At 61.5% G+C, this 21,318-nt stretch carries 19 protein-coding genes; 11 read left to right on the top strand and 8 right to left on the bottom strand.

All coding sequences use genetic code 11. The features are described 5' to 3' along the window. Nucleotides 1-42 precede the first annotated feature (42 nt). The 7 genes from ACTJLA_RS12185 (at nucleotide 43) to ACTJLA_RS12155 (ending at nucleotide 8,587) form a co-directional block, all read left to right on the top strand. The gene (locus ACTJLA_RS12185; protein ID WP_054898439.1) at nucleotides 43-963 is read left to right on the top strand and encodes a DMT family transporter; all 921 of its coding nucleotides are present in this window, start codon (nucleotides 43-45) and stop codon (nucleotides 961-963) included. 246 nt (nucleotides 964-1,209) lie between these two features. Then, a complete protein-coding gene (gene hppD / locus ACTJLA_RS12180; RefSeq protein ID WP_034127483.1) occupies nucleotides 1,210-2,286 on the top strand; it encodes a 4-hydroxyphenylpyruvate dioxygenase in 1,077 nt (358 codons plus the stop codon). Between the two features lie 233 nt (nucleotides 2,287-2,519). After that, nucleotides 2,520-3,083 carry a fimbrial protein gene (locus ACTJLA_RS12175; RefSeq protein WP_034127482.1) on the top strand — a complete coding sequence of 188 codons (564 nt, stop codon included), beginning with the start codon at nucleotides 2,520-2,522 and terminating at the stop codon, nucleotides 3,081-3,083. Nucleotides 3,084-3,176: 93 nt separating this feature from the next. Then, nucleotides 3,177-3,968: a fimbrial biogenesis chaperone gene (locus tag ACTJLA_RS12170; RefSeq protein WP_233097356.1), complete on the top strand. Its 792-nt coding sequence runs from the start codon at nucleotides 3,177-3,179 to the stop codon at nucleotides 3,966-3,968. Nucleotides 3,969-4,036: 68 nt separating this feature from the next. After that, on the top strand, nucleotides 4,037-6,709 hold the full coding sequence (locus tag ACTJLA_RS12165; protein ID WP_060764754.1) for a fimbria/pilus outer membrane usher protein: 2,673 nt from the start codon (nucleotides 4,037-4,039) through the stop codon (nucleotides 6,707-6,709). Between the two features lie 64 nt (nucleotides 6,710-6,773). Next, nucleotides 6,774-7,808 carry a fimbrial protein gene (locus ACTJLA_RS12160; protein ID WP_080757688.1) on the top strand — a complete coding sequence of 345 codons (1,035 nt, stop codon included), beginning with the start codon at nucleotides 6,774-6,776 and terminating at the stop codon, nucleotides 7,806-7,808. Next, a complete protein-coding gene (locus ACTJLA_RS12155) occupies nucleotides 7,805-8,587 on the top strand; it encodes a fimbrial biogenesis chaperone (protein ID WP_052199965.1) in 783 nt (260 codons plus the stop codon). The genes ACTJLA_RS12160 and ACTJLA_RS12155 overlap by 4 nt, the downstream gene beginning before the upstream one ends. On the opposite strand, the gene rarD is transcribed toward ACTJLA_RS12155, so the two are convergent. From rarD to ACTJLA_RS12140, 3 genes are all read right to left on the bottom strand, one after another. Continuing rightward, nucleotides 8,556-9,437, bottom strand: coding sequence for an EamA family transporter RarD (gene rarD / locus ACTJLA_RS12150; protein ID WP_034127481.1), 882 nt, complete (start codon nucleotides 9,435-9,437; stop codon nucleotides 8,556-8,558). The two genes, ACTJLA_RS12155 and rarD, sit on opposite strands and share 32 nt — an antisense overlap. Before the next feature lie 36 nt (nucleotides 9,438-9,473). Further along, nucleotides 9,474-10,484 carry an aldo/keto reductase gene (locus ACTJLA_RS12145; RefSeq protein WP_314543459.1) on the bottom strand — a complete coding sequence of 337 codons (1,011 nt, stop codon included), beginning with the start codon at nucleotides 10,482-10,484 and terminating at the stop codon, nucleotides 9,474-9,476. Nucleotides 10,485-10,560: 76 nt separating this feature from the next. Next, nucleotides 10,561-11,463: a LysR family transcriptional regulator gene (locus ACTJLA_RS12140; protein WP_057975870.1), complete on the bottom strand. Its 903-nt coding sequence runs from the start codon at nucleotides 11,461-11,463 to the stop codon at nucleotides 10,561-10,563. Nucleotides 11,464-11,564: 101 nt separating this feature from the next. On the opposite strand from ACTJLA_RS12140, the gene ACTJLA_RS12135 reads away from it, so the two are divergent. Continuing rightward, nucleotides 11,565-12,269, top strand: a complete 705-nt coding sequence (locus ACTJLA_RS12135; RefSeq protein ID WP_054898443.1) for an SDR family oxidoreductase — start codon at nucleotides 11,565-11,567, stop codon at nucleotides 12,267-12,269. A gap of 48 nt (nucleotides 12,270-12,317) precedes the next feature. Here the strand turns inward: ACTJLA_RS12135 and ACTJLA_RS12130 are convergent, their stop codons facing one another. Then, complete coding sequence (locus ACTJLA_RS12130; protein ID WP_440841317.1) at nucleotides 12,318-13,628, bottom strand: MFS transporter; 1,311 nt, start codon at nucleotides 13,626-13,628, stop codon at nucleotides 12,318-12,320. Between the two features lie 157 nt (nucleotides 13,629-13,785). Between ACTJLA_RS12130 and ACTJLA_RS12125 the strand changes: the two genes are divergently transcribed. Together ACTJLA_RS12125 and ACTJLA_RS12120 are read left to right on the top strand one after the other, a co-directional pair. Then, nucleotides 13,786-14,886, top strand: coding sequence for a sugar diacid recognition domain-containing protein (locus ACTJLA_RS12125; protein WP_034127476.1), 1,101 nt, complete (start codon nucleotides 13,786-13,788; stop codon nucleotides 14,884-14,886). Nucleotides 14,887-15,091: 205 nt separating this feature from the next. Further along, nucleotides 15,092-16,231 carry a glycerate kinase gene (locus ACTJLA_RS12120; protein ID WP_314543465.1) on the top strand — a complete coding sequence of 380 codons (1,140 nt, stop codon included), beginning with the start codon at nucleotides 15,092-15,094 and terminating at the stop codon, nucleotides 16,229-16,231. Here the strand turns inward: ACTJLA_RS12120 and ACTJLA_RS12115 are convergent. The 4 genes from ACTJLA_RS12115 to ACTJLA_RS12100 form a co-directional block, all read right to left on the bottom strand. Continuing rightward, complete coding sequence (locus ACTJLA_RS12115) at nucleotides 16,221-17,333, bottom strand: class II histone deacetylase (RefSeq protein ID WP_259284269.1); 1,113 nt, start codon at nucleotides 17,331-17,333, stop codon at nucleotides 16,221-16,223. The two genes, ACTJLA_RS12120 and ACTJLA_RS12115, sit on opposite strands and share 11 nt — an antisense overlap. Then, entirely contained in the window at nucleotides 17,330-18,484 is a 1,155-nt protein-coding gene (locus ACTJLA_RS12110) for an MFS transporter (protein ID WP_314543471.1), read from the bottom strand. Before ACTJLA_RS12110 ends, ACTJLA_RS12115 begins: the two co-directional genes overlap by 4 nt. 22 nt (nucleotides 18,485-18,506) lie before the next feature. Next, complete coding sequence (locus ACTJLA_RS12105; RefSeq protein WP_127881541.1) at nucleotides 18,507-19,379, bottom strand: transporter; 873 nt, start codon at nucleotides 19,377-19,379, stop codon at nucleotides 18,507-18,509. A 99-nt stretch (nucleotides 19,380-19,478) separates the two neighbouring features. Next, complete coding sequence (locus tag ACTJLA_RS12100; protein WP_314543476.1) at nucleotides 19,479-20,450, bottom strand: helix-turn-helix transcriptional regulator; 972 nt, start codon at nucleotides 20,448-20,450, stop codon at nucleotides 19,479-19,481. A 227-nt stretch (nucleotides 20,451-20,677) separates the two neighbouring features. Here ACTJLA_RS12100 and ACTJLA_RS12095 point away from each other — a divergent pair, with 227 nt between their 5' ends. Then, nucleotides 20,678-21,190, top strand: coding sequence for a GNAT family N-acetyltransferase (locus ACTJLA_RS12095; RefSeq protein WP_054898451.1), 513 nt, complete (start codon nucleotides 20,678-20,680; stop codon nucleotides 21,188-21,190). Nucleotides 21,191-21,318 lie beyond the last annotated feature (128 nt).

The raw sequence follows: 21,318 nt of genomic DNA, 5'->3' as shown, positions 1-21,318 counted from the left end.
TAAAAGAATAGTCCCATCCTTTCTCACGTTGAGCACATTCTTATGCATGCCCGCGAAGGCCTCACTTACCTGAAGCTGGCCGCTGTCACCATGATCTGGGGCGGGACCTTCGTCGCCGGGCGCTTTCTGGCCGATCACGTGGACCCGCTGCTCGCGGCCTGCCTGCGGTTTATCCTGGCCAGCCTCGCGTTGCTGCTGTTCCTGGCCTGCGCGCGCATCCCACTGGCGCGCCCAACTACAGGGCAAATGGCGCGGCTGGTACTGCTGGGCCTATGCGGCATCTTTTTCTACAACCTGTGTTTTTTCTATGGCCTTCACTACATCAATGCGTCGCGGGCGTCCTTGATCGTGGCATTGAACCCGGCAGTGATCGGCCTGGCGTCCTGGTTGTTGTTCAAGGAGCGCCTGGGCCGGGCCAAGTGGCTGGGTATCGGGCTGTGCCTGGTGGGGGCGGCTGTGGTGATCGTGAGCCGCAATCCCAACCTCATGCAGGGGGCCCGCAACGCTTGGATCGGTGACCTGTTGATCCTAGGCTGCGTAATGGCCTGGGGGGCCTATTCGCTGCTGTCCCGGGAACTCAACCAGACGTTGGGTCCGGTGCAAACCGTCACTTGGTCGGTGCTGTGGGGTACGCTGATGTTGACCCTTGCCACCCTCGCCACCGGTCGGCTGACGCTGCAAGGTTTCAGCGCGCTGCAGCTGGCGCAGTGGTACAGCCTGCTGTACCTGGGTGTGCTGGGTTCGGCCCTGGCCTATATTGGTTACTACGACGGCATCCGGCGAATCGGCGCGACCCGCTCCGGGGTGTTCATCGCCCTCAACCCGCTGACAGCGGTGATATGTGGCGCGTTGCTGCTGGACGAAGCCTTGACGGTGCCGATGCTGGCGGGTGGCGCGGTCATCCTGTTGGGCATCTACCTGTGCAACAAACCCCTTGCGCGGGGCAGGGCAATGGGGATTTGATAAGAGTACGGACAAACCTGGTTACGCTGTGTAGAATCAGTTTACGCATACAAGAATATGGACTTGCGCTCACGCAAGCCTCGGCCGTCAGAGACTGATGACACCATGAAGCTACTTGGCTCCCCCCTCATCTTTGGTGACTTCCTCGCCCGCAGCGTGCGAGGCCTTTCTTGTGCGCCACCCTCCAGCCTCATCCTTGCTTGCAACTAAACAATTGCTACCCACAAGAATGATGAGGCACCGAACATGACCGACCAACTCGACAACCCAATGGGCCTGATGGGCTTTGAATTCATCGAATTTGCATCGCCCACCCCAGGCACCCTGGAGCCGATCTTCGAGATCATGGGTTTCACCAAAGTGGCGACCCACCGTTCCAAGAACGTGCACCTGTATCGCCAGGGCGAGATCAACCTGATCCTCAACAACGAACCCGATAGCCTCGCTTCTTACTTCGCGGCCGAGCATGGCCCGTCGGTGTGCGGCATGGCGTTCCGCGTCAAGGACTCGCAACAGGCCTACAAACGTGCCCTGGAGCTGGGCGCCCAGCCGATCCACATCGACACCGGCCCGATGGAGCTGAACCTGCCGGCGATCAAAGGCATTGGCGGTTCGCCGTTGTACCTGATCGACCGGTTCGGCGAAGGCAACTCGATCTACGACATCGACTTCGTCTACCTCGAAGGTGTTGATCGCAACCCGGTAGGCGCTGGCCTGAAGGTCATCGACCACCTGACCCACAACGTCTATCGCGGGCGCATGATCTATTGGGCCAACTTCTACGAGAAGCTGTTCAACTTCCGCGAAGCGCGTTATTTCGATATCAAGGGCGAGTACACCGGCCTGACCTCCAAGGCCATGAGCGCGCCGGACGGCAAGATCCGTATCCCGTTGAACGAGGAGTCGTCCAAGGGTGCCGGGCAGATCGAAGAGTTCCTGATGCAGTTCAACGGTGAGGGTATCCAGCACGTCGCGTTCCTCACCGACGACCTGGTCAAGACCTGGGATGCGCTGAAGAAGATCGGCATGCGCTTCATGACGGCGCCGCCAGACACGTATTACGAAATGCTCGAAGGCCGCCTGCCGAACCACGGTGAACCAGTGGACCAGTTGCAATCGCGCGGCATCCTGCTGGACGGCTCGTCGATTGCCGGTGACAAGCGTCTTCTGTTGCAGATCTTCTCGGAAACCCTGATGGGCCCGGTGTTCTTCGAGTTCATCCAGCGCAAAGGCGACGATGGGTTTGGCGAGGGCAACTTCAAGGCACTGTTCGAGTCGATCGAGCGCGACCAGGTGCGTCGTGGCGTATTGACCGCCGACTGATCCATGTGAGGCCGGGCAGGCTGTTCCGGCGCTTCAAGCACAGGCTCCGTATCGAAAGGTACGGAGCCTTTTTTTGCCTGCCAAACAGGTCCGACCGATCTTGTAACAGACAAATCCTCGGGGCAGGGGAACGGCGTCGTCATGGCTTCCACTCAGGAGTGACGCAAGAGCTGATCTTCTCCTGTGTCGCAACCTTGCGTTTCGCGAACCCCAATTGTGAGGAAAGACTGATTATGACAAAACAAACTCTGGCGGCTGCAGTGCTCGCTTTGTGCGGCTTCGCTGCCAGCTCCGCGCATGCGGCAGACGGTACCATCACGATCACCGGCTCGGTCAGTGGCACCACCTGCACCATCAGCGGCGGTACCGGGGCCTCGCCAGGCTCAGGCGCTAACTTTCCGGTAGTGCTTGACCGCGTACAAACCTCGGCTCTCAAGGCAGCAGGCGATACGGCAGGCGCCAAGCGCTACTTTGTGTATGTGGGCGGCTCGGGCGGGTGCCCGGACGGTACCAAGGTCGCCGTACGTTATGAACCGACCAGCCCTGGCATCAACCCGGCAACCGGCAACCTGCGTAACACGGCAACGGCGACACCCGCCTCCCGGGTAGAGGTACAAATTCTCGATGGGGCTTCCAACACGCCAATGGACTTGCGCACAGGTAATAACTCGACCGTTGCCACCGTTACCAGTGGTCTGGCGACCTTGCCGTTTTACGCACGCTACATCGCCAACGGCGGAGCGGCAGGCGCGGGCAATGTCACCAGCAGCGTGCAGTACTCGGTCACCTTTCCTTGATGCAGCCAGGCTGATGACCACTGCGTTTGTTGCCTGAGATCCTCGCTCGACCCAGTGGTCGGGCGCAGGACAACCGTTTTCAAGGATTACCTGATGCAGGATTTACTGATGATCTTGAGTCGTCGTGTGGTGCGGGTCGCGCTGAGCCTGGCCTTGGGGATGGCATCGCACACGGTACACGCGGGAGTGGTTATCGACGGTACGCGACAGATTTACCCCGAGCCGCGACGTGAGGTCACCGTGCGAGTAACCAATGATGACAAACACGCGCCCCGCCTGGTCCAGGCGTGGCTGGACGCGGGTGACGCGCAGGAAGCGCCGACACTGAGCGATGTGCCTTTCGTCCTGTCTCCTCCGGTATTTCGCCTGGACGCCGGCAAAAGTCAGTCCATGCGCCTGTCCTACACCAAGGCACCGCTGCCGACGGATAGAGAGTCGCTGTTCTGGTTGAACGTACTTGAAGTGCCTGGCGCTACCAGTGAGTTTGACCCCACGCTTGAAGACAGCCAGCGGAATCACTTCAAGTTTGCGTTTCGTATCCGCACCAAAGTGTTTTTTCGTCCGGCGCAGTTATCTGGAACACCCGAGGAGGCGCCTGGGCTGTTGCGCTGGTCCGTGGAACGGGGCGCCCAAGGCAGCGTGATACAGGTGCATAACCCCTCGGCGTATCACGTCACCTTCAACGACATTGTCCTGCTCATGGGCTCTGGTCCCGAAGCGGAAAAACTGTCCCTGACGGAGGGCATGGTGGAGCCAGGAGGCACGTTGAAGGTGCCGGTGCCGAAAGCCGCGAAGGTAATACCCGCCGATGCGCGGGTGGATTTCACTTATATCAACGATTTCGGCGGCTTTTCATCCGCGCAGCCTGCTGTATTGCACCGCTGAACGCGGCCCCGAAACGTTGCTGATGGCAAGCAAACGTACATTTCTCAGCGTCCACTGAAGTCATAACTATGCCTAGTCACATCCAAGTACGGGTGCATCGCTGCGCCCCGATTTTGCCATTCCAGCATCGCACGATAATGCTGGGCGGTCTGATGAGTGCGGCCGTGATCGCCAGCGATGTCGCGCTTGCGTCTGAGTTGAGCTTTGATCTGAACGCATTCTCCAGTGGCCTGGCGTCATCGGTTGACACGTCACGGTTCAATACCAGCAACCAGATGAGCCCTGGCATATACCGCGTAGATATCGTAGTCAACGGCCAGACCCTGGGGCGCAGGGAGGTGGAGTTTGTTGCGGCCCATGCAAAGACCGGGGCGCAGCCGTGCTTGAGTCGTGAAGTATTGGAAAAAATCGGTATCGCGATGGATAAAGTCGATACTGATGCCCATGGGCGCGAACTCTCGAACCCTGCCGCCGCCGGCCAGTACTGCGGCGACCTGGGGCAGTGGATTCCGATGGCATCCAGCACGTTCGATCCGGGTGCACTCGAGTTGGCGGCCAGCGTGCCGCAGGCCTACATGAAGCGTTCCATGCGCGGCTACATTGACCCCGAGTTGTTGGATGAGGGCATTGCCGCCGGGCTGCTCAATTACAACTTCAGTACCAATACGGTCACCGCAGGTGAAGGTGACGGTCGTACTTACCTGGGCCTCAATGCCGGTATCAACCTGGGTGCATGGCGCTTGCGACATCAGGGCGCCCAGGCCTGGAGCAACCGCACTGGCTTTGAGACTTATCAGAACACGTCCACTTATGTACAGCGCAGCATCATCCCCTGGCAGTCACAACTGACCCTCGGAGACACCTTCAGCAACGGACAGATTGTCGACGGGGTGCGCGTGCGGGGCGTCACTCTGGCCACCGACGACCGGATGCGCCCGCAGACGCAGCAAGGTTACGCACCGCAGGTTCGGGGGACGGCCGACAGTAATGCAACGGTCACGGTCAGCCAGAACGGCTACACCATTTATGAGACCACGGTGCCGCCCGGCCCCTTTGTTATCAGTGACCTGCATGCCACCGGCTACGGTGGTGATTTGATCGTCAGCGTGACCGAAGTCGACGGGCGTCGGAACACCTTCGTCGTGCCGTACTCGGTGGCCCCGCAGTTATTGCGCGCCGACGCGACAAAGTACAGCGCCACCTTGGGTAAGGTGCAGCAAAAGGGCGTTGATGCGAAGGGCGCCAACGTCTTTCAAGGCACTTTGCAGCACGGTTTGACCGATGATCTGACGGTCTACGGTGGCGGTAGTGTTTCCAAAGGCTATGAACAGGGAAAGCTCGGTATCGCGTTGAATACGTCCTTCGGTGCGTTCTCTCTGGACACTGCCACCTCCCATACCGAGGTGCCCGATCATGGGCGCCAGTCCGGGCAAAGCCTGGGGTTGGGTTACAACAAAAGCCTGCCTGCCTCGGGTACGCATTTTGCGCTGGGTGCGTATCGGTTCTCCACCGAGGGTTACCTGAACCTGCAGGATGCACTGAATGTGCGCGAAATCGCGAGCCGGGCAGGTGACATCAACAGCTATGCCCGGCAAAAAAGCCGGCTCGACATGACAGTCAGCCAGCAGTTGGGTATCGGCACCTTGAGCTTGTACGGCAGCTCCGTCGACTATTGGGGAGGACAGGAAGGGCGCCAGGTTTCATTCACCGCCAGCTATGGCTCGACCTGGAACAAGGTCAACTGGAACCTGTCGGCACAGCGCTCCAGGGTCCAGGACACGCGACAACTGACCCAAAGCGAGCTCAGCGACGATGTGTTTTTCGGGCGTATCGGCCAACCCGGGCGTATCGATAACCGCTACATGCTCACACTGTCGATGCCGCTGGGGGGCGAATCGCGAGCGCCGACGATCAATACTTCGTTCTCCCGGGACACCGGTGATACACGGGGCAGCCAGCAGCAGGTGGGCATCAACGGGTTCCTGGGCGAGGACACCGCACTCAACTACGGTGTTTCAGCCAGCCGCGCAACCAGTGAAAGCACGCACTCCGGCCAGTTCAACACCTATGCCGGCTATCGCACGGATGCCACCCAACTGCGTGCCGGATATAGCCAGAGCCGCGATAGCTCGCAGCTTTCGTTTGGCGCCGATGGTGGGGTGGTCGTTCATGCCGAAGGTATCGCGTTCTCGCAAAGCCTAGGCGAAGCCTCGGCGCTGGTGCATGTGCCAGGTGCAGAAGGGGCCAGGCTCGGGGGGAGCAGCGGTGCACGGGTCAACAGCAGCGGGTTCGCTGTCGTGCCCAATCTGACGGCGTTCCAGAATAATACGGTGGAAATCGATCCGGAAGGCATGTCGATGGATGTAGAGCTCCAGGAGTCGACGCGCAACGTCGTACCGACCTCGGGCGCAGTATCGCTGGTCAAGTTCGACACGCTCAGTGGTCGGGCGGTACTGGTCAAGGGCGTCCACGAGAATGGCAGCCCGCTGCCATTTGCAGCACAGGTATTTGATGCGCAAGGGCGTGAGGTAGGCGTGGTGGGGCAGGCCAGTAAAGCCTTCGTCCGAGACATCCCGCAGGAAGGTCGTCTGACCGTCAAGTGGGGCAGCAAAATCGCCGAGCAGTGCGATATCTACTACCACATGCCGCCGATCACCGAGGGCCAACGACAGGCCACTACCGATTACCTTCAGGGGGTGTGCGTGGCAAGCCAAGGGCGCCAGGTTGCGGGGCAGCTATGAGTGAGTGCCGATGGATGACTGTTGCGGCGCATGACTTATTCGATATGACAGAGGTGTTGTTTTCATGACTAGGTTTTCACTTGCCAGCGTGGTGCTGGGAGGATGGATGGTGGCGCTGGAAGCTCAAGCGATCACCTGTGCCCCCGGCCCGGCGGTGAATATTTCCATTCCCCCGATCACGGTTGCGGCCGGGCAGCAAATCGGGCAGGTGGTCGGGTCCGCCAACGGCTATCGCTTCGACAGTCCTCCATCGTCCGCGCTTCGGTGTACCACACGAATTGCTTTAGGGGCACAGGCCAGGCTGGCACTGGTCAATAGCACGCCGACGGGCCGGACATTTTTCGCTAGCGGGCTTTCAATGCCAGTGTATGCCACCAATGTGCCTGGGGTGGGGTTTGCCCTGATGGCGAGGGACCCGAACCGGCCGTTCATGGCCATCAACACGGCAGGTGTCACACTCATTGTTGGAGATGCCAGAGCAAGGCCCATCGTCCTTGGGCTTGATACCCGAATTTATTTTGTCGCCACAGGCGCCATAACGGGTGGCACGATCACCGCCAGAAACATTGCAAGGTATACGATCACCGGCACGCCCATCACCGGCGCTGGCTATTACGCAGTGAACTTCTCCAACGTCACCATCAATGCGCCACGAAAACCCACCTGCAGGGTCTCAACACCTTCGGTCGCCATGCCTATGCCGGCCGTGGCTGCTCGTGATTTTCGCGGCGTGGGCAGTTTCGCCGGCAGCGTGACCCGCAATATCACACTGTCATGTGCGGGTGGCATCGGCGGGGCAACGCGTGACGTATTTGTGACGGTGACAGACCAGACCGTGCCGGCTAATCGCAGCGATGTACTGTCCTTGACCCGTACCTCTATGGCCAGTGGCGTTGCTCTGCAATTACTACGGGGGAACACGCTGGTGCGCTATGGGGCTGACTCCACGACGATTGGGAACCCGAATCAGTGGCTGGTTGGCAGTACTGGCAATGCGACTGTCCAGATCCCTTTGACCGCACGTTATATCCAGACCGCCTCCTCGATCCGTCCCGGCAGCGCGAACGGGTTGGCGTCATTCACAATGAGCTACCGATGAGCAGCGCGCTTTGGCGCGGGGGCCTGGGCGTGCTGATGAGCTTGCAGGCAATCGCCGTGCAGGGCGAAATCGTGATTGACCGCACGCGTGTCATCTACCCGGTTACCGCACGCACGGTGGTGGTCAATCTGCACAATGAGGCTGACGGTCCGCGCCTAGTGCAAGCGTGGATCGATGATGGCGATGCGATGGCGGCACCCGAGAACAGTGATGTGCCGTTCACGATTACGCCACCCATCGCCCGTATGAACGCGGGTACCGGGCGCGCCTTGCGGATCATGCATGATCAAACGCCAAAACAGGTGGCAGACCGGGAGTCGGTGTACTGGCTGAACGTATTGGCAATCAGACCGAGCGTTGAGGCATCCGATGAAACCAACGCCCTGCAATTTGCCTTTCGTACGCGGATCAAGCTTTTCCTCCGGCCCGCCCAATTGCCGGGAAAGGTACAGGACGTGGTTCATGCGCTTCAATGGTGCCTAAGCCGAGGGGACGACGTGGGGTTGGAGGTGCTCAACCCCACGGCGTATCACGTGACCTTGTCTGGTGTGGTTCTGACACTCGGTGGTGTGGAGCATCACAGCGAAGATCCGCCGATGGTTGCACCTTATGCTACTGCACGGGTTGCGATACCTGAGTTGCCTAGCGGCGACCTATCCGGCCCGCAATTACAGTTCACCACCTTGGATGATGATGGGGCTACTCAACATCATCAAGCACAGTTGCAGTTTGTCGACTGTTCGTCGGTCAAACCCTACGCTGCCGCACCAGATGCTTGAACCCTTCGAACACCAGCACCATGACCGCGATCCAGATCGGGATGTAGGTCAGCCATTGGCCTGCCTTGATCCCTTCACCCAGCAGCAGCGCCACCACCAGCAACAGCACTGGCTCGACATAACTGAGCAGCCCGAACAGGCTGAACGCAAGCAGCCGGCTGGCGATGATATAGCTCACCAACGCCGAAGCGCTGATCAGACCCAGTATCGGGATCAGCGCATACAAATTGGGGTGGGCATCCATCACTGCAAAGCCCTGTTCGCCGCTTTGCACAAACCACCATGCCACCGGCAGCATCAGCGCCATGTCCAGCCACAGGCCGCCCAGGTGGTCGGTCTTGAGGTATTTACGCACGATAAAGTACAGCGGGTAACCGATGATCACCACCAGCGTCGCCCAGGAGAACCCACCGGCCTGGTATAACTCGTTGAGTACACCGAGCCCGGCAAAAAAAACCGCGATCTTTTGCAGGTAGGAAAGCTGTTCGCCCCACACCAGGCGCCCGGTGAGCACCATGGTCAGCGGCAGCAGGAAGTAACCGACCGACACATCCAGGCTGCGCCCGTTCAGTGGCGCCCACATGAACAACCACAGCTGCACACCGAGCAAGGCCGACGACACCAGTACGCCGCCGATCAGCCGTGGCTTGGCCGCGAGCATGCGCAGCAGTTCCCAAACCCGGCGCCACTCGCCGCTGACAAGCATGAACACCGTCATGCAGGGCACGGTGAGCAACATGCGCCAGCCGAAAATCTCCAGGCCACTCAAGGGCGTTAGCAGTGATGTGAAGTAATACATCACGGCAAACAACACCGAAGCCAAGACCGATAACACCACACCTTTAGACACGTTGTCCTCGCGAAAGCCAATTATTGCGCGGGTAGTCTACAGGCGTGCCAATCGACCGGATACAAAATGCCCGACATCGTTGAAGCCGGGCGAGGACGAATGCCCCGGCGTGACCAGCGAATCAATGAACGCCTCGTCTTCAGCGCTGATCTTCACCGCCAGCGCCCCGGTGTAGGCGTCCCACTGCGCCTCGGTCCGTGGCCCGACAATCGCCGAGCTTACCGCCGCATTGTTCAGCACCCAGGCGATTGCGAACTCGACGATCCCCACGCCACGCCCTTGGGTGTATTGCTGGATCTGCTGGGCAATGCGCAGTGATTCAATTCGCCACTCGGTTTCCAGGATGCGTTTATCCTGGCGCGCGGCACGGCTGCCGGCCTCGGGCGTGACATCCGGTGCGTACTTGCCGCTGAGGACCCCTCGGGCCAGTGGACTGTACGGCACCACTCCCAGGCCGTAGGCCGCTGCAGCGGTGATCTGCTCGACCTCGGCCTGGCGATTGACGATGTTATACAACGGCTGGCTGATGATGGGTTTATCGACGCCCAGGCGTTCGGCCACGCGAATCACTTCAGCGATGCGCCAACCCCGGTAGTTGGACAGGCCCCAATAGCGGACCTTGCCCTGGCGGATCAGATCTCCCATGGCGGACACGGTGACCTCCAACGGCGTGTCGTGGTCTTCGCGGTGCAGGTAGTAGATGTCCAGGTAGTCGGTATCCAGGCGTGCCAGGCTGGCGTCCAGCGCGTTGAACAGACGCTTGCGGCTCAAACCGCTGCGGTTGGGCACGCCGTCGGTAGGGCCGAAGCCGACCTTGGAGGCCACCACCCAGTCCTGGCGGTTGCGTGCAATCGCCTCGCCGACGATTTCCTCGGAGCGCCCGCCTGTATACAGGTCCGCCGTGTCGATGAAATTGATGCCCTGGTCCCAGGCCTTGTCGATGATGCGCAGCGAATCTTCGGTGCTGGTCTGTTCGCCAAACATCATGGTGCCGAGGGTCAGAGCGCTGACCTTTAACCCGGACTGGCCCAATGTGTGGTAATTCATGCAAAGCTCCTCACGCAAATGTAAGTGATGCAATACCAGACCCGAGCGCTCTGGAACAAGCCCTGGGGGCATTTCTTCATGTGCGTAGCAAAGTCAGGCAGCGGGCCTGTAAAAAACGGTGCAGCACTTTCACGCGTTCCGACACTTGCAGGCGGTGCGGGCACATCAGGTTGAACGGCGAGGGTTCGCCTTGCCAGTCGGGTAGCAAGGGTACCAACCGCCCAGCCTGGATATCACGGGCCACATCCAGGTTGGCCTTATAGGCAATGCCATGCCCCGCCAACGCCCAGCGGCGGACAATCTCGCCGTCATCGCTGAGGTAGTCACCGCTCACCTCGACTTCTTGAAGCAACGCCCCCTGGCGGAAATACCAGGTGCTATTGGCCTGGCCCCGGCGCATATAGCGCAGCGTGCTGTGGTGGGCCAAATCTTCGGGCGTATGCGGAGTACCGTGGCGCGCCAGGTAGTCGGGGCTGGCGCAGGCAATGCGATGGTGATCGGGCACCACCGGCAGGGCCACCAGGCTGGAGTCTCTAGGCACGCCAAAGCGCAAGGCGATGTCGACCGTGTCGCGAAACAAGTCGGCATTGCTGTCGTTGAGCAACAGTTGCAGACGGATGGTGGGGTGCTCCAGCTTGAACTCATCCAGCCAGCCCAGCAGCACATTGCGACCAAAGTCCGAGGGCGCGGCCAACTGCAATAAACCACTGAGGCTCTGGCCCTGTTGCTTGATGGCGTGCTCGCCGTCCGACAGCGCCTCCAGTGCCACCCGCACACTGTCCAGGTAACGCCGGCCTTCTTCGGTCAGGCGCATGCTGCGGGTGGAGCGGGCGAGCAGGCGGATGCCGAGGCGGGTTTCAAGGCGCTTGAGGGCAATGCTGGCCGCCGCCGGCGTGAGGCCAAGGCCCCGGGCGGCGGCCGTCAGGCTGCCGGTGTCGGCGCTGCGCACGAAGACTTCAAGGTCGAGAATGGAGCTCATTGATAAAAATCCTTTAAAGATCTTGTCGTTTTACCCGGATTTTTCATCGATTACCAAGCTGGGAAGATGAACGCTCACTTTCTGACCCAGGTAGTTTTCTCATGACCTCTTCTCTGAGCGGTAAAACCATCATCGTCATCGGCGGCAGCAGCGGTATCGGCGCGGCAGTGGCCCAGGCAGCCTTGGCGCGAGGCGCGCATGTGATCGTGGCCGGGCGCCGCTTGGCGCCAGGTTCCGACAGCGGGCTGCGCAGCGAGCCGGTGGACGTCACCGACAGCGCCTCGTTAACGCAACTGTTCGAAACCGTGGGGCGCTTTGACCATCTGGTCTACACCTCGGGGCCTTCGGTGCGGGCCAAGCCTTTGATTGAAACAGACCTGGATGAAGCCCAGGACAACTTCGATGTGAAGCTCTGGGGCGCACTACGCGCCATTCAACACGCGCTGCCCTTTTTGCACGAACAGGGCAGCATCACCCTGACCTCGGGCCAGTTGGGGCGCAAGTTGGCGGCAGGGCAGTTCATCAAGACGGGCATTAACGCTGCGACCGAGGCCTTGGGCAAACAACTGGCCAAAGAACTGGCGCCGCGTCGAGTCAATGTGATCAGCCCTGGGGTGATAGACACACCGGCCTATGCAGGGCTTGGCCAAGAGCAACGCTTGGCAATGTTTGCCAAGGCGGGCCAAGGGTTGCCGGTTGGGCGGGTGGGGCAGGCTGAAGAAGTGGCGGCGGGGTATGTACTGGCCATGGAAAATGGCTTTATGACCGGTGCGGTGGTTGATATCGACGGTGGCGGCCTGTTGTAAATACATGGTCCAAGTGGGAGGGAGCAGATCCCTCCCACGTTGAAGGCGTCAGGCCTTGAGCGTGCGCGTCATCCGCAATGCAAGAACACTGCCGCCCACAATCACCGCCGCCAGCAGGTACAACGCCACATCCGTAGACCCGGTGGCATCCTTCACAAAACCCACGATATACGGGCTGAGAAAACCCGCCATCTGCCCCATGGAGTTGATCAACGCCAAGCCACCCGCCGCCGCACCCGCGCTGAGCATGGCGGTGGGCACCGGCCAGAACATCGGCAGGCCGGTCAGGGCGCCCATGGTGGCGATGGTCAGGCCGAGAATGGCGATAGCGGGCGTAGTGGCGAAGTTAACGGCGATCACCAGGCCAATGGCGCCCATCAACATCGGCACCACCAAATGCCAGCGGCGCTCCTTGCGCAGGTCGGCGGAGCGGCCCACCAGCAACATGAACACCGCCGCCAATAGATACGGAATCGCGCTGAGCCAGCCAATCACCAGGTTGTCGCTGAAGCCCATGTTCTTGATGATCGACGGCAGCCAGAAGTTGATCGCATACACACCACTCTGGATGGAGAAGTAGATCAGGCCGAATGCCCAGATCGCCGGGTTCTTGAACACTTCGGCCAGGGAGTCGCTGGTGGTTTTCGGCTTGTTAGCCAGGTCTGTGGCCTGGTCCGCTTCCAGTACCGCACGCTCGTGGGGTTTGAGCCACTTGGCGTTGGCGAAGCTGTCACTGAGCAGGAAGTAGGCGAGGGCGCCGAGGATCACGGTCGGGATGCCTTGCAGCAGGAACATCCACTGCCAGCCCGCCAAGCCACCTTGGCCTGCGGCAAAGTGATTGAGAATCCAGCCGGAAAACGGGCTGCCGAGCAAACCGGACACCGGGATCGCCGACATGAACAGTGCCATGATTCGCCCACGACGGAAGGTCGGAAACCACTGCGAAAGGTACAACACCACGCCGGGGAAGAAGCCCGCTTCAGCGGCACCGGTAAACAGGCGCAGGGTGTAGAAATGCGTGGGCGTGGTCACAAACAGCAGGCATGTGGAGAGCGTACCCCACACGATCATCATCAACGCGATCCAGCGCCGCGGGCCAAACCGGGTCAGCGCCAGGTTGCTCGGCACGCCGCATAGCACGTAGCCGATAAAGAAAATCCCGGCTCCCAGGCCGTATACGGTTTCACTGAATTTCAACGCGTCGAGCATCTGCAGCTTGGCAAAGCCAACGTTTACCCGGTCGAGGTAATTGAACAGATAGCAGATAAAAATGAAGGGGATCAGGCGCAGGGTAATGCGCTTGTAGATGGCGTTTTTATCGTCATCGCTGGCCAGTGCGGCAGTGGCGCTCTGTGACATGGGATTCTCTCTTTATTATGATTTTTCGCGGTGCGAGGGTAACGTTGACCGCCCTGACAGTCTCGGTGACGTGATGGCCAACTGTCTTTGTGCCGGCGCACAGTCAAGCCATCTTTGCGCTGTGCTGGTGAACAACCTTTTTCAGGAAATTAGCCCCATGTTCGAGCTGGATCATGCCCTGGCGCAGGAGATTGTCGATCGCACCATGGCAATCCTGCCCCATAACGTCAATGTCATGGACAGCCAGGGCTTGATCCTGGGCAGCGGCGAGCCGGAGCGTATCAATACCCGCCATGAAGGTGCCCAGCTAGTGTTGGCCAATGGGCGGGTGGTGGAAATCGACGGGCAGACCGCCAAGCATCTAAAGGGTGTGCAACCAGGCATCAACCTGCCGCTGCTGCATGATCAGCGCCTGATTGGCGTACTGGGTATCACCGGCGAGCCGGATGGGTTACGCACCTATGCCGAACTGGTGCGCATGACCGCTGAAATGCTGGTCAGCCAACGCCACCAGCAAGCCGAACAACAATGGCGGCGCCAGCGTTGCGATGATCTGCTGGCCCTGCTGTTGGCCGACAGCGGCGACTCCCCGCGCCTGGTGGACGAAGCCCAGCAACTGGGGCTCAAGCCACAACTGGCGCGCACGCCATACCTGTTTGAACTGGGCCCGGGCCAAACGGCGGAGGCCCTGAGCGCCTGGCTCGCCAGCCGCTACCCCGACAGTTGGTGCGTCAGCTCTGCGCAGTTTTCCTTGCTGTGGTGCCGACCTGCTGGGGTGCAGGTCGATAACCCCCGCTTGCTGGAAAAGCTCGACGGCCTGGGTTGGAACGTCCTGCGCGTGGCCATCGGCGGGCAAGCGGAGGGCTTGGCGGGACTGCGCCGCTGCTATCGGCGGGTGGGTGATCTGCTTGCTTATGGCCGCGATATCCTGCCGCAATCACGCCTGTTGACCCTCAACCGTTATCGCCTGCCGGTGATGCTGTGGCGTCATCGCAACGACGACGCCCTGGACGAATTGCTCAACCCGTTGCGCAAAGTGTTGGCCAAGGACAGCAACGGGCAACTGCTTGCCACGTTGCGCAGTTGGTGCGAGCACGATGGGCAAAGCCAGGCGTGTGCCGACGCCTTGGGCATTCACCGCAACAGCCTGCGTTACCGCATGGAGCGCATAGCTGAACTCAGCGGCGTAGACCCGCTGACGCTAGATGGGATGCTTGCCTTGTACCTGGGCGTCCAACTGCTGCCCCACCCCCTGTAGGAGCGAGCTTGCTCGCGAAAAACGTCAACGATAACGCAGGTTGCCGGATTCACCGCGGCGCGTTCCGGTCTTTCGCGAGCAAGCTCGCGCCTACAACGGGCATTGTAGAAATGAACAACAAACCCGCCCCACACTTGTGCATCGGCCCCGCGTCATTGCCCCAGCCAACTGGCAGCATGGGCGTTATAAAAACCGGAGAAAGCCCATGAAAATCGTGATCGCCCCCGACTCGTTCAAAGACAGCCTGAGTGCCGCAGGTGTCGCCCAGGCGATTGCCGAGGGGTGGGCCGAGGTCTGGCCTGATGCGCACGTGCTTCAATGCCCGATGGCCGATGGCGGTGAAGGCACGGTGGATGCGGTGCTCGCAGCATGTAAGGGGCAATTGCGCCGGCACACGGTCCGAGGCCCGCAGGGCGACAGCGTCGAAGCGCGTTGGGGATGGTTGGCCGACAGCCATACCGCGATGATCGAGATGGCCGAGGCCAGTGGTTTGCAACTCGTCGCGCCGGGGCAGCGCGACGCCTGTTCCAGTACCACCTATGGCACCGGCGAGTTGATCCGCGCCGCGCTGGATGCCGGGGCGCAGCGCATCATCCTGGCGATTGGTGGCAGTGCTACCAACGATGGCGGCGCGGGGGCGATGCAGGCCCTTGGCGTGCAGCTATTGGATAGCGAACGCCAGCCACTGCCGGCGGGTGGGTTGGCGTTGGCGAGCCTGGCCCATATCAGCCTCGAACAACTGGACCCGCGCCTGGCACAGGTGCGTTTTGAAATCGCCGCCGACGTCAACAATCCCCTGTGCGGCCCCCACGGTGCCTCGTCGATTTTCGGCCCGCAAAAAGGCGCGAGCCCCGAGCAGGTGGCACAACTGGACGCGGCCCTTGGGCACTTCGCTGACCATTGCGCCCAGGTGCTGCCCAAGGATGTGCGCGACGAACCCGGCAGTGGTGCAGCCGGTGGACTGGGCTTTGCTGCCAAGGCGTTCCTCGCCGCCCAGTTTCGTCCAGGGGTCGAGGTGGTTGCTGAACTGGTTGGCCTGGATGAAGCGGTGCGGGGTGCCGACCTGGTGATTACCGGCGAGGGCCGCTTCGACGCCCAGACCCTGCGTGGCAAAACCCCGTTTGGCGTGGCTCGCATTGCCCAGCGACAGGGCGTGCCGGTGGTCGTCATTGCGGGGACATTGGGCGAGGGCTACGAGCAGATGTATGCCCAGGGTGTGGACGCAGCATTTGCTTTGCCATCGGGTCCGATGTCACTGGAACAGGCTTGTCACGAGGCGCCGCGCCTGTTGCGTGAGCGGGCCTCGGACATTGCGCGGGTGTGGCGTTTGGCAGCTACTCGCTGACCCCGCGCGCCAACCGCTCCACCCACTGCTCTTGAAACCCCTGCAGCGCCGCACCGGGTTGCTGCAACTGCACAAACTCAAGCATCGGGTCTAGCACCGCTGTGCGCACGCCGCTCAATTCCTCCAGGGTCGCCAGGCCGCAGAACGGTACATAGGCTTCGCTGTAGCCGCCTTCGTGCACCAGCACCAGGCGGCCCTGACATAAACGATCGGCTGCCAGGCGCAGGGCGCGGGTCAGCAGACGGAACGATTCGCTGTGCAACAACATGCGCGCTAGCGGGTCGACGGCGTTGGCGTCATAACCGCAAGCAACGATGATCAACTCCGGCTCGAAGCGCTCCAGCGCGGGCACTACGATGCGTTCCATGGCGTGTAGATAGGTGGCGTGCCCACTGCCTGGCGGCAACGGAATATTGATGTTGGCCCCCACGCCGGCCCCGCGGCCTCGATCCTGCTCGCCGCTGTAGCCAGGCGGGTAGCAGCCGTCCTGATGCAGGGAAATCGTCAACACATCGGCCCGTTCTTCGAAGATCGACTGCGTACCGTTGCCGTGGTGCACATCCCAGTCGATCACGGCAACTTTGCCCAGTCCGTTGCGGGCCTTGGCGGCCTCGATGGCAATGGCAATGTTGGCGAGAAAGCAAAAGCCCATGGCGCTGTCTGCCAGGCAGTGATGCCCCGGTGGCCGCGACAGCGAATAGGCGTTGTGCACCTGGCCCTTGAGCACCGCGTCGACGGCGGCCAGGGTCAGTCCGGCGGACAGTTGCGCAATCTCGTAGCTGCCCGGCCCGATCGGTGCCTGGGGGCCAAGCTCACCGCCGCCAGCATCGCTCAGGGCCTTGAAACGCTGCAGATAGGCACGGCTGTGGACGCGCAGCAGATCCTCTTCACTGGCTGGCGGCGCGCTGCGCAGTTGTAGTTGGCGGCTCAATCCGGAGACATCCAACAGGCTTTTCAAGCGGCGCTTGGTCTCCGGCGACTCGGCATGCCCGCTGCCGGCCGGCGGCTGCACCCAGCCGCCCACGGGCAGGGTCAGCGCATGGGCGCCGGCGCTGTGCCACAGGCTAATTTCGTCGAAGAAAAATGCGGTGGTTGGGTTCATACCGGTTCCAGTTCAGTGGGGGAGTGGGGACGGCTGGCGATGATCATCACCAGCGACAGCAAGGTGATAGCGGCTGCACCGAGCAGCAACAGGCTGAACCCGCCGCTGGCCTCGATCAGGCGGCCGGCGAGCGCTGGGCCGATGGCCAGGCCGCCGCCGATGACCAAGTTGGAGGCGTTCATCAGCTTGCCGCTGTGATCGAGGTCGGCCAGGCAGGCCAGGATCAGCGGCAGAATGAAGGTCCAGGTGAATTTGAACAGCAGCGCCGCCAAGGCAAATCGCAGCAATGCGGGCTGGCCAAGCAACAAGAGCACCGCTGCCGCCATCAACAGGTAGCCCAGCAGCAACAGCACTCCACGCGGCAAGCGGGCCCCGATCAGTGAAGCGCTCGCGGCCCCGGCAATGCCCATCACGGTGGCGATGGCGAGGATTTCGCCGCCGTGCTGCGCCGAAATCCCGGCACTGGCGCCCAAGGCACCGATAAAGGTCCATACGCCCCCCAGGCTGATGTAAAAGGCCAGCACCGCGCCAACCCCCAGGGCGGCTTTCCAGCGTGAACCGGGCAAGACCGGGGCGCGGTTGGCGGGCAACGCAGGGCTACCGGCGGGAAACGCCCGCGCCAATGGCAGCAGCAGAGCCATCAACCCCGCCAGGATCAAGTAGCAGGCATTCAAGCCAAATCGTTCGAACAAACCAGGCAACATCACCAGGCCAAGGGCACCGACGATCAACTGCCCCATCACCCACACACCATAGACCCGGCTGGGGTTGGCGGTGGTGGCCGCACTGGCCAGGCAGAGGATCATCAGCGAGCCGCCGGCCAGGGCGCTGGCAGCGCGCAACACCAGCAGTCCGGCGTAGGTGTCGGCCAGCATCGACAGCAGGTTGGCGGCCATGAACAGCAGCGCGGCGACCCGGGCGGCGGTGCGCCAGTCGACCCGCTTGAGCCACCACCAGGCGGGCAAGGTCGCCAGGCTCATGGCGCCCAGTTCCACGGAAAACAAGTCGCCAATCCGCGCCGGGCTCAGTTGCCACTGGCTGGCCAACTGCGCGGCCACGGCGGGAGCTGTCATCAGGATGGTCGGGGTGATGGCGGCAAACAGCACGATCGCTGCCAGCCGTGCCGTTATCGCAGGGTTGGAAATGGGCATTTTCAAGCTCCAGGGAAAGGGGTCAGAACACATGCACCAGGCGCAACAGCGCTTCGGTGCCGGCATAGCCATTGGAAGCCGCAACGCTTTGCGAAAGGCTGACCATCAGTTGGTTCTGCCGGTCGAGCCAATGCCCGAGTTCGAAGCCGACTTGGGTGTAGCGCTTGTGGGTGTCGTCGAGGCGGCGGTTGTCGAGGCGCAGGGCGCCACCGTCGGCCTGGATCAGGCGCAGTGCACCGTAAGTGGCGGCGCTGAAGTCATACGAGGCAAAAGCCTGCAGGCGATACAGCGGGGCTTGCTTGAGTTCGCTGCCAAAGTAATCGTCATTGCGACCATAGAGCTGGGCTTCCAGGTTGGCTTCCAGTACCCAGTTTTCGCCGATGCCGTGGGTGTAGTTGTAGACAAAGGTGGCGCCCCAGCGATTGGCACCGGGAGAGACGTCCGGGTTTTGACTGTGGTACTCACCCACCGGCACGGTGATCAGGCTCAACAAGCCGCTGTAAGTGCGCGAAGCCGGGTCGTTGACGAAAAACAGCGTGCCGCCCACCTGTGGATCGCCCAGGCCGCGCTCGCGGCTGCGCTGGTTGGCGCCGGGCAGGCGTGCGCTGATGTCGGCAAAGGGCAAGATGAATTGCGGCGTGCACAACGTGCCGCAGGCGTCGGTGAAGTACACCTGGCGGTAAGCCACGGCGTTGACCCTGAGGTCAGCCTTGCCTGTGCTGTCGGCGGGGCCATGGAAATCGCCGGCACGGGTGGCGGGCAGGTACAGCACACCCAGGCGGGTGCCTGGTGGAGCGGCGAAAAAGTCGCGGGCGTTGAGGTCGGCAGCCTGGCTGTCGAGGCTGAACAGGCTGGCGCACAGCACTGCCAGGTTACGTAAGCGTGTGGAAGTCATGGCGAAGCGTCTCGTGTCAGAGAAGGCCGGAAAATGGGCAACAGCAGCCCGAGACCGTAAAAAACGACCGTGGCAAAACCGTGGGAGAAACGGGCAGGGTCAGTCGGGCGGGGCGTGCACCAGGTGCGCTATGCGCGCCTTGTCCTTGACGCCGAGCTTGGCGTAGATGGCGCGGATATGGTGACGCACGGTGTTGGGTGAGAGGCCAAGGTCGCGGGCCACTTCCTTGTAGGTCTTGCCCTCGCCAAACCCTTGGGCTACGTCGTTTTCCCGTGGGCTGAGCTGGGGCAGGGCGCGGTTGAGACGCGCGGCCAACAGCAATTGGTCGCCCACCGGTGACGCCTGGATATGGATGCGCTTGCCGTCATGCCCGCGCTCATCCAGTAGCACCGGCAGAGTGGAGCCACGCCATTGCGGCCATTCGCTGAGCAGCAGGTCGACAAAACCGCGCTCGGCGCATTGCAACACACCCCGGGGGTCGCACACCGCCAGGGCCAGATTGCGCGGGCTGGCCAGGGTTTCGCGCATGGCCACCAAGGTGCGAATCTGGTTTGCCGAGACCGCCGCCACCAGATGCAGCATCAGGTTATTGAGCAACTGGCAATCCTGCGCGTTGAACGTGGGCGCAGTGGGCTGGCGGTAGAGCGTCAGGTGGTGACTGAGGTGGGTTTGCGGGTCGATATGGATCACACACAGCAATTCACCCAGGCCGTGGCGTTGCCCCAGCCAATTCAAGGCGCTGCCGTTGGCGGGGTCGCGCATATCGATAATCACTGCCTCGCCAGGCGAGGCATGCACCCGTGCAACGGTAACGTCCAGATGGCGGATCGACTGCCAGTCCGCCAGGTAGTCGGGTGGCAACTGATAGAGGTAGCTGTTGTGCTCTTGCGGCAGACCGTTGATGACAGCCGAGCGTCCCCACCAGGCACTGTCGAAGGCCAGCAATTGGCTGACGCGTGCCAGGGCATGGCGCAGGAAGTGTTCGATGTCCTGATGTTGGGCCAGGCGTTGCAGGTCCAGGGTCAGGGTGCTGAAGGCCTGCAACAGGCCCGAGTGATCAAAACGGCTCATGGGTGTTCCTCTGTGGGACTTTTTTTGTTGTTCTCGTCACAGGGTGAAGGCCGAAGCGTCGGGTTGACGGGGCAGGGCCTGGGCAGAGTATCGGCGCTGCGCATATGGATCGCCATCGTTCAGATGCAGGATGGTGCTGGTCGGCCAGTGGGAAAACTCCCGGCTCGTCAGCCAGGCGCTTAGCCTCTACACTGGCCCGCCACTTGTCTTTCAAAGGATGAAATGCAATGCACCCACCTGAACCGTCTATCGTGATCCAGCGTTTTACCGAGGCCCACCTGGAGGGCGTCGCCGCGCTCTACAACGAACCGGCTGTTTGTCGTCAGGTGCTGCAAATGCCTTTTCAGTCTGTTGAGATGTGGCGCAAGCGCCTGGTGATGGATAACGAGCGGCGCCTGCAGCTGGTGGCGGTGAAGGGCACTGAGGTGATTGGCCAATTGGGGCTTGAGCAGTACTTGCGTGTACGCCAGAGCCACGTTGGCTCATTGGGGATGGGCGTGGCGCCCGCGTGGCAGGGCAAGGGCGTCGGTTCGCGGCTGTTGGCGGCCGCGTTGGAGGTAGCCGACAACTGGATGAACCTGCGCCGTGTGGAGCTGACTGTTTACGCGGACAACGAGCCTGCGCACAACCTGTACCGCAAGTTCGGCTTCGAAGTGGAAGGGCGGCTGCGCGATTACGCCCTGCGCGACGGTATGTTTGTCGACACCCTGAGCATGGCGCGCCTGCGCACGTCGGCTTGATCCTGTAAAACTGTGGGAGCTGGCTTGCCCCAATGCCAGTCAGTTAATACAGAATCGGTAACTGTGGCGAGGGAGCTTGCTCCCGCTGGGGCGCGAAGCGGCCCCAAAAATGGGACTGCTACGCAGTC

The organism is Pseudomonas sp. 22072, assembly GCF_052046095.1.
GTDB classification, from domain to species: Bacteria; Pseudomonadota; Gammaproteobacteria; order Pseudomonadales; family Pseudomonadaceae; genus Aquipseudomonas; species Aquipseudomonas paracarnis.
This window is presented reverse-complemented; position numbering and strand designations above follow the sequence as displayed.

Coding starts and splice junctions, on each gene's coding strand:
- ACTJLA_RS12095 (WP_054898451.1), top strand. CDS start 20,678: ATGCACCCACCTGAACCGTCTATCGTGATCCAGCGTTTTACCGAGGCC.
- ACTJLA_RS12100 (WP_314543476.1), bottom strand. CDS start 20,450: ATGAGCCGTTTTGATCACTCGGGCCTGTTGCAGGCCTTCAGCACCCTG.
- ACTJLA_RS12130 (WP_440841317.1), bottom strand. CDS start 13,628: ATGTCACAGAGCGCCACTGCCGCACTGGCCAGCGATGACGATAAAAAC.
- ACTJLA_RS12175 (WP_034127482.1), top strand. CDS start 2,520: ATGACAAAACAAACTCTGGCGGCTGCAGTGCTCGCTTTGTGCGGCTTC.
- ACTJLA_RS12125 (WP_034127476.1), top strand. CDS start 13,786: ATGTTCGAGCTGGATCATGCCCTGGCGCAGGAGATTGTCGATCGCACC.
- ACTJLA_RS12135 (WP_054898443.1), top strand. CDS start 11,565: ATGACCTCTTCTCTGAGCGGTAAAACCATCATCGTCATCGGCGGCAGC.
- ACTJLA_RS12145 (WP_314543459.1), bottom strand. CDS start 10,484: ATGAATTACCACACATTGGGCCAGTCCGGGTTAAAGGTCAGCGCTCTG.
- ACTJLA_RS12165 (WP_060764754.1), top strand. CDS start 4,037: ATGCCTAGTCACATCCAAGTACGGGTGCATCGCTGCGCCCCGATTTTG.
- ACTJLA_RS12185 (WP_054898439.1), top strand. CDS start 43: ATGCATGCCCGCGAAGGCCTCACTTACCTGAAGCTGGCCGCTGTCACC.
- ACTJLA_RS12110 (WP_314543471.1), bottom strand. CDS start 18,484: ATGCCCATTTCCAACCCTGCGATAACGGCACGGCTGGCAGCGATCGTG.
- ACTJLA_RS12140 (WP_057975870.1), bottom strand. CDS start 11,463: ATGAGCTCCATTCTCGACCTTGAAGTCTTCGTGCGCAGCGCCGACACC.
- ACTJLA_RS12170 (WP_233097356.1), top strand. CDS start 3,177: ATGCAGGATTTACTGATGATCTTGAGTCGTCGTGTGGTGCGGGTCGCG.
- ACTJLA_RS12105 (WP_127881541.1), bottom strand. CDS start 19,379: ATGACTTCCACACGCTTACGTAACCTGGCAGTGCTGTGCGCCAGCCTG.
- hppD (WP_034127483.1), top strand. CDS start 1,210: ATGACCGACCAACTCGACAACCCAATGGGCCTGATGGGCTTTGAATTC.
- ACTJLA_RS12120 (WP_314543465.1), top strand. CDS start 15,092: ATGAAAATCGTGATCGCCCCCGACTCGTTCAAAGACAGCCTGAGTGCC.
- ACTJLA_RS12155 (WP_052199965.1), top strand. CDS start 7,805: ATGAGCAGCGCGCTTTGGCGCGGGGGCCTGGGCGTGCTGATGAGCTTG.
- ACTJLA_RS12115 (WP_259284269.1), bottom strand. CDS start 17,333: ATGAACCCAACCACCGCATTTTTCTTCGACGAAATTAGCCTGTGGCAC.
- ACTJLA_RS12160 (WP_080757688.1), top strand. CDS start 6,774: ATGACTAGGTTTTCACTTGCCAGCGTGGTGCTGGGAGGATGGATGGTG.